The following is a 14,404-nucleotide window of genomic DNA, read 5'->3' on the forward strand; positions in this document are numbered from 1 at the left end:
AGCTTTTTAATAAATTTGATGATCTTTGTATCTCACAAGATTAATAAAACACTTATATTATATCGAAGCAAAAGAATAAAGTGAATCTTTTACCCTTACAAACCTTGATCTTTCAATAAAATTTATGCTGGATATTTTAAAGAAAGGTATAGGTGAATCTCAGAATAAGAGTATATCATATAGTTTTTCAATTTCTGACATCTGGGGATTTGATGGATTTTATTGATATTACTGTAGGCTTAATTGTCTTAATTATATTAGAAATAGTTTTGGGAATTGATAATCTAGTAATTTTATCTATTTTGTCAGAAAAGTTACCGCCACAACAGAGAAAAAAAGCAAGGCGCTGGGGACTAACGCTTTCTTGGGTTATGCGGTTAATTATACTCGCACTAGCAGTGGATCTCATTAAATTAACTAAACCAATACTTACTCTGGCCAACATGTCGTTCTCCGCCCGAGATATCTTTCTCATTGGAGGTGGTGCTTTTTTAATCTGGAAAGCAACTGATGAAATTCACCAGGATGTGACTGAAGAACTTGAATCTAATGGTAAAAAGACCGGCGGTTTTAAAACAACATTCCGTGCAGTTATTTTCCAAATTGCATTAATGGATATTATATTCTCTTTGGATAGTGTGTTAACTGCAGTAGGCTTAACATCACACTTTTGGGTAATGGCTGTCGCAATTAGTAGCGCCATACTGATTATGATTTTTGCAAGTGAAGTTGTAAGTGCATTTATTAAAGAACATCCTACAATCAAAATGCTTGCCTTAAGTTACTTGATCTTAATTGGTATGGTCCTGGTTGCTGATGGTTTTTCTTTTCATATTCCTCGAGGATATATTTATTTTGCCATGGGATTCTCTTTGGCAGTGGAGTCCTTGAATTTAGTCAAACACTCACGGAAAAAACGACAGAATCGCTCGGGAAATTAATTATGTTGTGGATTAAAGCATTTCATATTATCGCCATGGTTTCTTGGTTTGCAGGATTATTTTATTTACCCAGGCTGTTTGTGTATCATGCGGATACCCAAGATGAGCCTAGTCTTATTCGTTTTAAAACAATGGAGAGACGGCTTTATTATGGAATTATGTGGCCCGCGGCGATACTGACCACGTTCTTTGGATTATGGCTTCTTAGCTATAATCTCTCTTATTACATGAGTGTAGGATGGATGCATGCAAAATTAAGCTTGGTGATTATTTTGTGGGTTTATCATCTACTATGTGGGTATTATTTAAAGGCATTTTCACGAAATCAAAATCAAAAGAATTCGCGCTTTTTTCGTATTTATAATGAATTTCCAACTCTTCTACTGATTGGTATTGTGATCTTAGTAGTAGTGAAACCCTAGTTCTGTAGCCTGGGTGAACCAGAGAGTAGAAGTCCTTACGGTAAGAACCCCGAGTCCCGCTTCATCCATGCTACATACTTATTAAGGTGTGAACTGAGATCTTATTCTATTTCCACCATATCAAAATCTTCTTTACCAGCGCCACAATCTGGGCAAAACCAGTTTTCTGGCACGTCTTCCCAACGCGTACCAGGTTCAATCCCATCCTCCGGCCATCCCTCAGCTTCATCATAAATAAAACCACAGATAACACAAATATATTTTTTATATTCTTGCATGATAATAACTCATTTTAAAAAGCGTAATTTAGCTATTGTAGCAGTCGATGTAAAGATAAACTGCTTTTTTTGCCAATTTTTAATAATGTCTGTAATATAATCCTGCAAAATTATGGAGATTTTTTATGACTCGTTCTGCAGAATTATTTCATCAAGCTCAGGCTCTTATTCCTGGAGGTGTTAATTCACCCGTAAGGGCATTTAAAGGTGTGGGTGGTGATCCGATTTTTTTTAGACAAGGTAAAGGCGCCTATCTTGTTGACGTTGATAATAATGAATACATTGATTATGTTGGATCCTGGGGGCCATTAATCCTTGGACATTGTCATCCTGCTGTAATTGAAGCAGTAAATAAAGTATTACATAGTGGAATGAGCTTTGGAGCCCCTACAGAACTTGAAATACAATTGGCTGATAAAATAATCTCTTTAATTCCCTCGATTGAAAAAGTAAGGATGGTTAATTCAGGTACTGAAGCAACAATGACAGCTATCAGATTAGCTCGTGGCGTAACCCAAAAAAACAAATTTGTTAAATTTAATGGCTGTTATCATGGACACAGTGATAGTTTACTTGTGAAAGCAGGTTCTGGTTTACTTACGTTAGGCATTCCTTCTACACCTGGAATTCCCCAGAGTGTTACAGAACATACTCTAACTGCAAATTTTAATAACTTGGAACAAACGGCACAATTGTTTGAAAAATTTCCAGATGATATTGCTGCAGTAATATTGGAACCTGTAGCGGGAAACATGGGCTTTGTTTTACCTGAACCAGAGTTTTTAAAGGGATTGCGTCAATTATGCGATCAATACAATGCTTTATTAATATTTGATGAAGTGATGACTGGTTTTAGAGTGGGACTAACAGGAGCTCAAGGCGTATTTGGCATCACCCCAGATATTACTACTTTGGGTAAAGTTATTGGAGGAGGCATGCCTGTAGGTGCTTTAGGTGGTAAGGCGGAAATTATGTCTTTTCTAGCGCCAGAAGGACCGGTTTATCAAGCAGGAACGCTTTCAGGTAATCCATTAGCTATGGCAGCAGGCCTTGCAACTTTATCCGAAATTGAAAAACCAGAGTTTTTTAAACAACTGAGTGAAACAACACAAAGTCTAACCCAAGCTTTAGCTTATGTTGCTGAACTGTTAGGTATCCCATTTTTTACCGCTTCATTAGGTGGTATGTTTGGTTTTTGTTTTACAGAAAAAAAATCCATTGCGGACTATGCGGATGTTGCTGCCTCTGACGAGAGTTTATTTAAACAATTCTATCATGGGATGTTAGATAGAGGAGTTTATTTTGCTCCCTCAATGTATGAGGCTGGATTTGTTTCCAGTGCCCATGGGAAAAGTGAAATTGCTAAAACGCAAACGGCTGCGGAAGAAGTTCTAAGAAAATTAAAAAAATAATATCGTAGGGTTTGGTTTTAGCCTGCGGGAAGCATAAAGCGGACCCCAGTTTTTGATAATTTATTGATTTCAAAAAAAAACGATTATATTGCGTTGCAATGTAATAACTTATTGAAAAGTAATAGGTTTAAAATATATTTTTGAAATACCTAGACAGTGTTTTTTCCTCATGTCATATTCAAAGACGATCTTATTAACAAGGAAGGTCATATGTCGATAATGACAAATAAAAAGGAATTTATTAGGTCAATGCCCCAAGGAACTATTCCACTTTTTTTTATTCAAATTGTTTCTACTTTAAGTTTTAGTGTGTTGTACTCAACACTAGTTTTGTATATGAAAGGCAAGTTAGGACTTCAAATTAGCACTGCTAATAGTATTATGGGCGTGTTTATTGCATTTAATTATGGCTTGCACTTGCTTGGAGGTTTTTGGGGCGGTCGTTTGCTCTCTAACCGTGCGTTGTTTTGTGCAGGAATGGTGGCGCAAATTATAGGTTGCGTTTTATTATCCTTCGGTGATGTTACTTTTCTATATTATGGTTTAGCAGCGTTCCTAACTGGATCGGGTTTAAACGTAACCTGCGTGAACTGCATGTTAACTCAATGTTTCACCCCAGAAGATACGCGACGTGAAACAGCATTTCTCATGAACTATGCGGGTATGAACATTGGCTTTTTCGTCGGTTTTAGTTTGAGTGGATTATTCCAGTTGACCCAGAATTACGAGCGACTTTTCTTACTGAGTAGTTTGGGAAATTTGATTGCCCTACTTATTTGTTTATATTGTTGGCAGCAATTATCAGATAAAGACACAATATTCTCTAAAAAAGACAAACAATCTCAAAAAAGAGCTGTGCTGGTAGGTAGTATTTTGATTATAGTGCTTCCTTTCTTTTTGGGACAAATGCTCCAATATGCGGACTGGGCTAAAAAATTAGTAATGATAACCGGCGTTGTAATGCTGGGGGTAATTCTATATCTGGCACGTCAGCAACCAACAAAAGAAGCCAAAGATAAATTAGTAGCATTTGCAGTGTTTATGATTGTGGGTACTGTTTTTTGGATGCTCTACCAAATAGCCCCTATGGGTCTTACCGTGTTCATTGACCATAATGTTCAACGAGAGTATGCAAGCGGGATTATTCCTCCACAATGGTTCCAAAATATTAATACAGTCGCTATTGTAATTGGTGGTCCCTTATTAGGAATATTCCTGCATAAAATGCGTAAAAATGGAGTACAAATTAATATTCCAACTCAGTTTGCATTAGCATTGTTGTTTATTGGTATTGCTTTTGCAATATTGCCTATTGGTATTGCCTATGCCAACTATGAAGGGTTAGTGAGCCCCAGCTGGATTATCTTAAGTTATATTTTGCAAAGTATTGGTGAGCTTTTAATATCACCAATTGGTTATGCTATGATAGGATATTTGGCTCCTACCTCGTTACAAGGTGTAATGATGGGCATGTGGATGCTAAATTCAGGAGTCGGTGCAACTCTATCCAGCTATAGTTCCAACTTAATGATTGATGGTAAAGATAGTGTTTCACCTTTAATAACTAATAGTGGTTATAGTCATGTATTTTTAATGTTAGGATTATTTGCAATTGGTTCTTCAATTGTACTTTTTATCCTGGTACCTAAGTTAAAGGAATTAATTCAGGAAAAAAAGGCACCTGAATTACAAGAAGCCAAAGGGATGGCTGCGAATCGAGTAGTAGTATGTGAGTAATTTTTTTGTACCTATTAATAAGGCAGAGTTGAGATGGCAGGACACTTTGCCTTTTTCCACACAATACGATGATATTTACCATTCTTCTGAAGGTGCAATAAATCAAGCGCTTCATGTATTTATTAATGGAAATGATTTAGTCCATCGTTGGCAATCACTCTCTGATGATAAACCCTCAAGATTTACTATTGCAGAAACGGGTTTTGGACTGGGGTTAAATTTTCTTGTAAGTTGGAGTTTATGGGAACAATACGCACCCCAAAACTCCAAGTTGCACTTTATTTCATGTGAAAAACATCCTTTATCTCTTGCGGATTTAACAAAAAGTCTCGGTTCCTGGCCACAATTGGAAAAGTATGTTCAGCAGCTGATAGCAAGTTATCCTGTCTTAACTCCTGGATATCATCATTTATCCTTTTGTAATGGCAGAGTAACACTCACCTTAATGTTGGGTGATGCATTGGAGTGTTATGAACAACTATTAATTTGTGGGGAAGCTGTGCTTGAGAAGGAGCTTAGAGCAGCTTTTATTGATGCATGGTTTCTAGATGGATTTGCTCCAGCTAAAAATAAAAGTATGTGGTCTGAATCATTGATTAAAATAATTGCGATGTTATCAAAAGAAAATACTACTTTGGCCACTTATACCGCGGCAGGATCTGTTAAGTCTGGTTTAAGCAAGCATGGATTTGTGGTCGAAAAAAGGAAAGGTTTTGGGCCAAAACGTCATATGATTTGTGCTCGTTTTACACAACTAGGGGTACAAAATACTGCGAAACGACATACACCTTGGCATGTAGGGACGCCAGAAAAATATCCCCGTAGATCAGCAATTATTATCGGTGCGGGTTTAGCTGGTTGCTTTACTGCTTATACCCTGAATAAGCGAGGGTGGAACGTAACAATTATTGATGAATTAAATCAGGTTGGAAGAGGAGGATCCGCAAATCAACAAGCGGTTTTATTTCCCAAGCTCTCTGCTTACAGATCTCCATTAACACAATTCTTATTAACTGCATTTTTATATGCTGCACGAACATATCAATGTATTTTAAAGCAAACAAAGCTTGGAGAGTTGAATGGTTCATTATTACTTTCATACTCTGAAAAAGAAGAAGCCGCGCAGTCCAGCTTGTGTTCTTGGCTAGAACATTATCCAGAGTTAGGATCTCTCGTAGATGCACAGCGTGCAACAGAATTAGCTGGCATTCCTTTAGACAAGCCCGGATTGCATATCCCTTTATCAGGCTGGATTAATTCTCCGGAATTATGTCAGTATTTAGTAAGTGCGGAAGGTATTTCCTTGATTACCAATACCTCAGTGAGACAATTGAATTTTGATAAACGATGGATCGTGAATGATTTAGAAACTGAAGTGCTCATTCTAGCAAATGGTCATAAAATCAACTCATTCTCTGAAACAGAGTATTTGCCAGTGAAACCTATACGGGGACAAATGACAGGGATTACATCCACCGAACAAACTGGAGGTTTAAAATTGCCTGTTTGCGGCGAGGGTCATGTTCTTCCAGCCATAAAGGGTATTCATCAGTTAGGTGCTACCTATGAGTTAAAATCAGCAAATCCACAAATCAAATCCCAAGACGATCAAAGTAATTTGGCTAAGCTTAGAGAGCTCGCGCCAAAAGTGTTGTGGTCTCAAACAGTAAGTAATCATTGGGCAGGTGTCAGAGCATCAACCCCCGATTATCTCCCTATAGTGGGGCAAATTGCTCAGGCCGAACAATTTATGCAACAATTTGCGCGGTTGGAGACTAATGCAAAACGTTGGATAGGCCAAGCAGGTTCTTATTATCCCGGTCTTTATGCTTGTGCTGGATTTGGTTCTCGAGGCCTGACAACAATTCCATTATGTGCGGAATGGCTCGCTTCTGTAATAAATAACGAAATGGGTTGTCTTCCAAGGAATTTGCAATATGCTTTATCACCTGCACGTTTTTTACGTAAAAATATAATTAGAGGTTCGGTTAAAATCGATTGAGATGGAATTCTCATTAGAGCATAATATTAATCCCTAGCTGGGATGAAGAGAAATTATGGGGCTCTCACCTAAAGATCGAGTTCCATTTGATTTTTCCAGCGTGATAAGATTCACAATAAGATCAAGGAGTGACAGCTAATGGTAAGTTCCATGGGCAAAGCCTTCAAACAAATAGTCAAAGAAAATAAACCTTTACCCGTATTGGGTACCATAAATGCATACTCTGCTATGCTCGCACAATCCGCTGGTGCAAAAGCAATATATCTTTCAGGAGCTGGTGTTGCAAATGCATCCTACGGTATACCTGACCTGGGTATGACTAATTTATCTCAAGTTCTTGAAGACGCACGCAGAATTACTGAAGCTTGTTCTTTACCTCTACTTGTAGATGTGGATACGGGATGGGGACATGCCTTTAATATCGGCAGAACAGTGAAACTCATGGAAAAAACCGGAGTTGCTGCCATTCACATTGAAGATCAGGTATTGGCAAAACGATGCGGACACAGACCCAATAAAGCTATTGTGTCTCTGAAAGAAATGGGGGATCGAATTAAATCAGCAGTGGATGCGCGCCAAGATCCTGATTTTGTTATCATGGCTCGAACAGATGCCTATGCTGTTGAAGGAATGAATGCAGCTATTGAACGAGCCTTACTTTGTGTTGAGCTAGGTGCTGATATGATATTTCCTGAGGCAATGATTAACCTGGAAGAATATCAAACCTTTACTCAATCGGTTCCCGTACCTGTGCTGGCAAATATTACTGAGTTCGGTAAAACCCCTTTATTTAATCAAGAAGAACTCAAGCAGGTAGGGGTATCCTTAATTTTGTACCCCTTAAGTGCATTCAGAGCTATGTCTCAAGCGGCGTTAAATACCTATAGCGCAATTCTTCAGAACGGCACGCAAAAGTCTATGCTCGATAAAATGCAAACACGTGAGGAACTATACGAAATACTTGGTTATTATCAATACGAACAAAAACTAGACCAATTGATGGAGGAAGACAATGAGTGTTAAAAGCGGCGGTTTAGCCGGGGTTGTTGCGGGTCAATCAGCAATTTGTACAGTTGGGCTAGCAGGGAAGGGTTTGAATTATAGGGGCTATTCAATTGATGATTTAGCAGAGTATGCGACGTTTGAAGAGGTTGCCTATCTATTGCTTTATGGAAAACTTCCTACTCAAAAAGAACTGGATGAATATACTAAACGATTAGTTAATCTAAGAACCTTACCAGAGACTTTAAAAACAGTACTTAAATTAACTCCAAAAAATACCCATCCTATGGATGTTCTAAGAACCGCTTGTTCATTTTTGGGAACAATTGAACCAGAACATGACTTTTCCGAGCAATATCATATTGCAGACCGATTGTTGGCTTTATTTCCGGGAATAATGTGCTACTGGTATGCGTGGCATTTCCATAATAAAGAAATCAATGGCCTAAGTGAAGAGCAAACAACAGGTGCACATTTTCTAGCCTTATTACATGGACGTAAGCCAAGTAAAAAAGAAGCTCAGATGATGAATGTATCTTTGATTCTATATGCAGAACATGAGTTTAATGCCTCTACCTTTGCTGCACGAGTTACTGCAGCAACACTGGCTGATTTTTACTCTGCAATTACAAGTGCGATTGGTACATTACGCGGTCCTTTACATGGAGGGGCCAATGAAGCAGCAATGGAGCTGATAGAACGTTTTAATAGTCCGGATCAAGCTGAAACTGAATTGAAAAAAATGTTACTCAATAAAGCACTTATTATGGGATTCGGACATCGAGTGTATACGACTAGTGATCCACGTTCTGATATCATCAAAAAATGGTCATTCCGTTTAGGTGAAGATAAAGATGATCTTCTTTTATATCATATTTCGGAACGTATTGAGGAAGTAATGTGGAATGAAAAGAAATTATTCCCTAATTTAGATTTTTATAGTGCTTCGGCGTACCACTATTGCGGTATTCCTACATTCTTATTCACACCCATTTTTGTTATGTCGCGCATCACAGGATGGTCAGCACATGTATTTGAACAAAGAGCCAATAATAAATTGATCAGACCCACTTCTGAATATATTGGACCTGAACCTCAAGAGTTTCCAGCTATTGAAACGAGAGGGTAGTTGTTCCATCCATGCATTAACATATGAATGAAAAGATAGTGAATAGCACAACAGCATCGCTATTTAAGTAGAGTCCCGCGATGTGTTCGCGGGATCCAGGACATCAAAATAAGATGGAGATGTGATTAATCCGAATGCTCATGGATTCCGCGAACAAGCCGGTGAATATAGCCTAGATAGGGTTCGTCAATACACTCTAATAAGACAAGAGGTGATTATGCACAGTTATGTAGAAGACAACATTAAGCCTGATTATGATCAGGTTATGACTGATATAGTGGATTATGTATTAAACAAGAAAATTGATAGTGCTTTGGCTTATGAGACAGCCCGTTTATGTCTTATGGATACATTGGGATGTGGAATTTTAGCATTAAATTTTGCGGAATGTACTAAACTCTTGGGTCCAGTTGTACCTGGCGCAACTCTCGCTGGTGGTGCACGTGTTCCAGGTACTGCATACGAGCTTGATCCTGTACAGGCTGCATTCAATATAGGGGCGATGATACGCTGGCTGGATTTTAATGACACATGGCTTGCTGCAGAATGGGGGCATCCTTCTGATAATTTAGGTGCCATTCTTGCAGTAGCAGATTATATGTGTCGACAAAACTGTACTCATGGTAAGGCACCTATTTTAATGCAGGATGTACTTACCGCGATGATTAAGGCGCACGAAATTCAAGGGTGTTTTGCTTTGGAAAACAGTTTCAACCGAGTTGGACTGGATCATGTTTTTTTAGTTAAGATTGCTAGTGCTGCTGTTGCAGCTCAACTTTTTGGCGCAGATAGAGATATGATGTTAAGAACTTTATCTCAAGTTTTTGTGGATGGTCAAAGCCTCAGAACTTATAGACATGCTCCTAATGCAGGCTCAAGGAAATCATGGGCAGCAGGTGATGCTACATCTAGAGCAGTTCGATTAGCATTAATTGCTAAAGCCGGTGAAATGGGTTATCCAAGTGCATTAAGTGTCCCTACCTGGGGCTTTTATGATGTACTTTTTGACAAAAAAATATTTAAGTTTCAACGTCCTTACGGCAGTTATGTCATGGAAAACGTATTATTTAAATTATCTTATCCTGCTGAATTTCATGCACAGACTGCTGTGGAGTGTGCTGTTATGCTGCATCCGATTGTGAAACATCGTTTTGATGAAATCGCTCGAATTGATTTAGTAACTCATGAATCGGCGATCCGAATTATCAGTAAACAAGGTGCTTTGCACAATCCTGCTGATAGGGATCATTGTTTGCAATATATGGTGGCAATAGGTTTATTATTCGGTGATTTAAAAGCAGAACATTATGAAAACGATATTGCAGCAGATCCCCGAATAGATGCATTACGTGAAAAAATGCATGTTACTGAAAATGAACGTTTTTCTCGTGAATACCATGATCCTGAAAAACGTTCGATTGCAAACAGTATTAAAATTATTTTTAAAGACGGTACTGAAAGTGATTTGGTTACTGTGGAATATCCCATTGGTCATAAACGTAGACGTGAGGAAGGTATTCCCGTTTTATTATCCAAATTCAAAAAGAACCTAAGCACCCAATTTTCTGCAGATAGGGTAGAACGGATTATGCAAGCAATGAGTGATACAAATACACTTGCAACCATGAAAGTGGATGATTTTATGCAATTATGGGTTGTCGAGTAACTCGTTCACACAGATAAATTTAACGTATGGAACATTCGATATTAATATCTTAAGTTCCATTACGTTGACCCCAGATCCTATTACTTACAAAAGTAGATTCATTTGCTTATCCCTATTAAATGTATATAATTTAAACAGTATCTGGTTGGTAGACTAGGGAGAATCAATGAAACTGAAACGGACTGGTTTCTCTGTGTTGTATACTATATTGATGCTTGCAAGTTCTGTTTTATATGCAGGTATTGACCCTAATGAAAAAGTCGTTTCAGTTTATTTGCTTCTTGAAACCCCAGAGCAGCTTCAACGCTACGTTAATGATTTAGTAAAGTTAAAAAAACCTAATTTTAACAGGGTTATCTTCTCATTTGTTAGACCGACTTTGATCGATTACCAAGCTGGTAATTTAGCAACAACCGGTATACTAGGTTACTTTACAGATCACGATGGTAAAGGTGCTCAAGCTTTTAATGCGTTAAAATCCGCAATCAAATTATCTGAAGAAAAAAAGATTCAAACATTTCTAGCGGTAGGTGGTTGGAATTACAGTTGTAACTTTAGTGTGGTAAAAGAGAGTTGTAGGATATTAACTTCAACTACGAGTCAAGCGTTCTATGATTGGTTTCCTGATCCAACTGATCCCGAACAGGCATCAAAAGCAAAAACTTCTTATGAAAATTTAGTAAAATTAGCAAATGACTTAGGTGTGAATGGCATTGATTTTGACTACGAAGAATTTTGGCATGCAGATGAATATGCTGTTGCTTGGGGGCCTAGCACAAGCGGTGAATGGTCAACTGATATTGCGCAAAGCATTCTTAAAGCAGGTGGTCCAACTTATAAAAATCTCATGAAATACGGAATAAATTCTGGATCCTCTTATGTGATGCCCAAAACAATTGATAAAGTGGATGCAATTTTACACGCGATAATGGACAATCCCAGCGCAAAATATCTTAAGTTTAGCACCGCGTCACCCCCCGTGGGTGCTCGCCCAATTACGGGCTTTGTATTTGGAGACAAATATCCGGATATTAATACGAAAGGAGGTTTGTGGTGGAAGGGAAACTTGAAAGGGTTGTGGTATAATCTTACGAATAAAGATGAAGCACTCGTTTCCCGCTTTGATAGCATTGGTTTAATGACCTATGATCTATGTGGAGACAATCCGGTTGTTTGTGCACCTTATGCTAACGGGCCTTTAGATTTACCGGGTCAAGTCGGTGCTTATATGAACGATTTTATCAATTGGCTTAAAGCCGACCGTGTTACTAATCCGAGTTTAACAATTGATAGCATTGGAAAAGTAACTTTTTTACCAGCCAAATATCATATTAATGCAAAAATACAATTTGGTTTTGAAGTAAATCAACCCGCTTATCCGAAAACTGTTGGTGGACAATTGCAACTTACTAATCAATTAGTCGATAAAATCCTTAGTGAACAAAAGGACAGTGGAGGGGTTATCATCTGGCAAATGTATTCTAAGAAAAATATAGCGGTACCCGATGCTACAACTGTCAAATACACAATTAATCAAAGTTGCAAGACCTTTCTAGCTAATGATAGTCGTTATGATTGTAATGCAGACTTCCCTAGTGCTTCCAAATAGTTTCTCCCATTGTGGTGTTTCTAATTTTCTTCAGTTTTGCGGCATTAATATCCAGGATACTGTTAACCAAAAACTTCCTGTTCTATATCTTACGTTGTAAACCTGAGGCAGCCAGTATCTTTGTTGATATTTCCTCAATAGAGTATTTTGTCGAATTAATATAAGAAATTTTTTCCTTTTGATACATAGCCTCGACTTCTTTCACCTCCAGACGGCATTGTTCTGGGGAAGCATATTTACTGTTCGGTCTGCGCTCTGCCCTGATTTGTTGTAAACGTTGCGGATCAATGGTCAACCCGAATAGTTTGTTTTTATAAGGTTTGAGTACATCGGGTAATTTAAAACCGATAATTTCTTCCTCAGTAAAAGGGTAATTTGCAGCCAAAATACCGTATTGTAGTGCCATATATAAGCAACTTGGGGTTTTTCCACAACGTGAAACCCCAATAAGAATAATATCAGCCTTATCATAGCCTCGAGTTTTCACGCCATCATCATGCGATAACGCAAAATCAATTGCTTCTAATCGATGCAAATAGAGTTTACTGTTCACTACACCATGAGTTTTTCCGACGGTATATGAAGATTTTTCATTAAGCTCTTCTTCCATGGGGCCAATAAAAGTATTGAATAAGTCGAAAACGCGAGCATTAGCTTTTTTAAAGTAATTTCTGATTTCTGGATCAATCAGGGTTGTAAATACAAGAGGTTTGATTCCCTGTTCCTCAAAAGCTTGATTGATTTGTGCAACAGCATGTTCTGCTTTCTTTAAAGAGTCAACATAAGGGATGGTGAGTCGCTCAAATTTAATATTTTCAAATTGGGTGATTAAACTATGGCCTAAAGTTTCAGCAGTAATCCCTGTGCCATCGGAAATCATAAAAACATAGCGCTTCATTTATTGCCTTATAATGAAAATGATAGATATATTCTATTTTAAAATGAAATGGTTAATATCACCAGTAAGTGTACTTATTTAAATCCATCTGCTATCTTAAATAAAAAGAAAAGGTTATTTAAGAGGTGATATGGAACAAGATCGGTTTAGCCAAAACAGTAAGCTCTATATTTTAGGCATGATTTGTTTGGTTCTTTGCTTGGGATTATTGTTCTATAGTTTATACCTATTACCCTATCTAGCTTGGGGACTAAATTATAATGTTCCTGAGATGGTTATGACACTTCTGAGTTCCTTGCAAGATGATTATAACTATACCGTTGGGCAAAGTAAGCTTATTGTTTGGTTAATGTTTTTTGTACCCAGCCTCATCACGGGATTGATTTCTTATTTTGTATCGAATCATATTGATAATAATCTTTATAAGTCAGAGCTAAAACCTCAAGAAGAACAAGAGAATCCTCCTAGTAAACAAATTGGGAAGGAAATAAAAGAATCTGCCGGTTTTGGACTTAAGATTCTTGCTTTAATGATTTTAATTTTAATGGCAATTTTTTTCTTACAATATCTGATTCAAGTAACAGCATAGTAAATGGCAGGAGAGTTTATGTCCTATTTAAAACGTTGGAAAATTAAACGAATTACAAAGAAGATAAAAGCAATGCAAGCAAATCGGGTAAATAATCAACCCGGAGACGAACTCCTTAAAAAAGAAATTGCATATTATTTTGAACTGGCAGCTATTTATAATACATTGAGAGGAAGTAAAAAGTTCCCTTATGCCAATGTGATGTATATGGAATGTTATAGAGCTGCCGCAATGCTTGATGATGCAGAAGCTAATTATCAGTTAGGGCAAATGGTTCTCGAAGAAGCTAAATTTAGACAAAATTTAGAAAAAGAAGGCATTTTTAAAAGCGAATCCAATTTAAAAAAATGTAACCAGCTTTTTGAAGAAGCTCATGCTTATTTATCAGCAGCAATAGCATTAGGTCATATCGCTGCAAAACGTTTGAGAGGTCTCAGCTTTATAAATGGATGGGGATTAGAGACCGATAAAAAAGCTGGGTTTGAATTAATTGTTGCAAGTATAGAGGAAGAGGGTTCATGGGATAGAGTTCCCCAAATTTTTGCCTCTATGGGGTTAAACAAGCCGGAATTTTTTTCGCAAATTATGCAGCGAAGAAAATCATCATAAATATTTATAAATCTTTCGCCTAGGTGAGTAAAACAATGCCTAGGCAATTTATCCTTCTGTTACATTAAGCTTTTATAATGTAATACACGATTGTTGGTATTAATATGACT

Annotated in this window: 13 protein-coding genes; 11 read left to right on the forward strand and 2 right to left on the reverse strand. The window is 37.5% G+C overall.

Translation table 11 applies throughout. From position 1 onward, the window contains the following. Positions 1–212: 212 nt before the first annotated feature. Both ACWTE2_RS00375 and hemJ read left to right on the forward strand, forming a co-directional pair. Positions 213–941, forward strand: a complete 729-nt coding sequence (locus tag ACWTE2_RS00375; RefSeq protein WP_454783675.1) for a TerC family protein — start codon at positions 213–215, stop codon at positions 939–941. Positions 942–943: 2 nt separating this feature from the next. Next, positions 944–1,363, forward strand: a complete 420-nt coding sequence (hemJ, locus tag ACWTE2_RS00380; RefSeq protein WP_454783676.1) for a protoporphyrinogen oxidase HemJ — start codon at positions 944–946, stop codon at positions 1,361–1,363. Positions 1,364–1,464: 101 nt separating this feature from the next. Here hemJ and ACWTE2_RS00385 read toward each other — a convergent pair whose 3' ends face one another. Continuing rightward, on the reverse strand, positions 1,465–1,641 hold the full coding sequence (locus tag ACWTE2_RS00385) for a rubredoxin (protein WP_182390598.1): 177 nt from the start codon (positions 1,639–1,641) through the stop codon (positions 1,465–1,467). A 125-nt stretch (positions 1,642–1,766) separates the two neighbouring features. Here ACWTE2_RS00385 and hemL point away from each other — a divergent pair, with 125 nt between their 5' ends. The 7 genes from hemL to ACWTE2_RS00420 all read left to right on the forward strand — a co-directional run bounded on the left by hemL (position 1,767) and on the right by ACWTE2_RS00420 (position 12,198). Beyond that, on the forward strand, positions 1,767–3,053 hold the full coding sequence (gene hemL, locus ACWTE2_RS00390) for a glutamate-1-semialdehyde 2,1-aminomutase (protein WP_454783677.1): 1,287 nt from the start codon (positions 1,767–1,769) through the stop codon (positions 3,051–3,053). A 210-nt stretch (positions 3,054–3,263) separates the two neighbouring features. Next, positions 3,264–4,790, forward strand: coding sequence for a peptide MFS transporter (locus ACWTE2_RS00395; RefSeq protein WP_454783678.1), 1,527 nt, complete (start codon positions 3,264–3,266; stop codon positions 4,788–4,790). After that, positions 4,783–6,792, forward strand: a complete 2,010-nt coding sequence (gene mnmC, locus ACWTE2_RS00400) for a bifunctional tRNA (5-methylaminomethyl-2-thiouridine)(34)-methyltransferase MnmC2/FAD-dependent 5-carboxymethylaminomethyl-2-thiouridine(34) oxidoreductase MnmC1 (RefSeq protein WP_454783679.1) — start codon at positions 4,783–4,785, stop codon at positions 6,790–6,792. The genes ACWTE2_RS00395 and mnmC overlap by 8 nt, the downstream gene beginning before the upstream one ends. 138 nt (positions 6,793–6,930) lie before the next feature. Next, positions 6,931–7,815: a methylisocitrate lyase gene (gene prpB, locus ACWTE2_RS00405; RefSeq protein WP_182390602.1), complete on the forward strand. Its 885-nt coding sequence runs from the start codon at positions 6,931–6,933 to the stop codon at positions 7,813–7,815. Continuing rightward, positions 7,805–8,923, forward strand: coding sequence for a bifunctional 2-methylcitrate synthase/citrate synthase (gene prpC, locus ACWTE2_RS00410; RefSeq protein ID WP_454783680.1), 1,119 nt, complete (start codon positions 7,805–7,807; stop codon positions 8,921–8,923). The genes prpB and prpC overlap by 11 nt, the downstream gene beginning before the upstream one ends. 217 nt (positions 8,924–9,140) lie before the next feature. Continuing rightward, on the forward strand, positions 9,141–10,589 hold the full coding sequence (locus ACWTE2_RS00415; RefSeq protein ID WP_454784418.1) for a bifunctional 2-methylcitrate dehydratase/aconitate hydratase: 1,449 nt from the start codon (positions 9,141–9,143) through the stop codon (positions 10,587–10,589). A 166-nt stretch (positions 10,590–10,755) separates the two neighbouring features. Further along, positions 10,756–12,198 (forward strand): hypothetical protein, encoded by a 1,443-nt coding sequence (locus tag ACWTE2_RS00420; RefSeq protein WP_454783681.1) that lies wholly within the window; start codon positions 10,756–10,758, stop codon positions 12,196–12,198. A gap of 82 nt (positions 12,199–12,280) precedes the next feature. On the opposite strand, the gene ppsR is transcribed toward ACWTE2_RS00420, so the two are convergent. Beyond that, complete coding sequence (gene ppsR / locus ACWTE2_RS00425; protein ID WP_454783682.1) at positions 12,281–13,096, reverse strand: posphoenolpyruvate synthetase regulatory kinase/phosphorylase PpsR; 816 nt, start codon at positions 13,094–13,096, stop codon at positions 12,281–12,283. A gap of 130 nt (positions 13,097–13,226) precedes the next feature. On the opposite strand from ppsR, the gene ACWTE2_RS00430 reads away from it, so the two are divergent. Then, positions 13,227–13,685 (forward strand): hypothetical protein, encoded by a 459-nt coding sequence (locus ACWTE2_RS00430; protein ID WP_454783683.1) that lies wholly within the window; start codon positions 13,227–13,229, stop codon positions 13,683–13,685. Between the two features lie 18 nt (positions 13,686–13,703). Continuing rightward, the gene (locus ACWTE2_RS00435) at positions 13,704–14,294 is read left to right on the forward strand and encodes an SEL1-like repeat protein (RefSeq protein WP_454783684.1); all 591 of its coding nucleotides are present in this window, start codon (positions 13,704–13,706) and stop codon (positions 14,292–14,294) included. The last annotated feature ends 110 nt before the right edge of the window (positions 14,295–14,404 follow it).

The sequence above is a fragment of the Legionella nigrisilvae genome, from assembly GCF_977063395.2.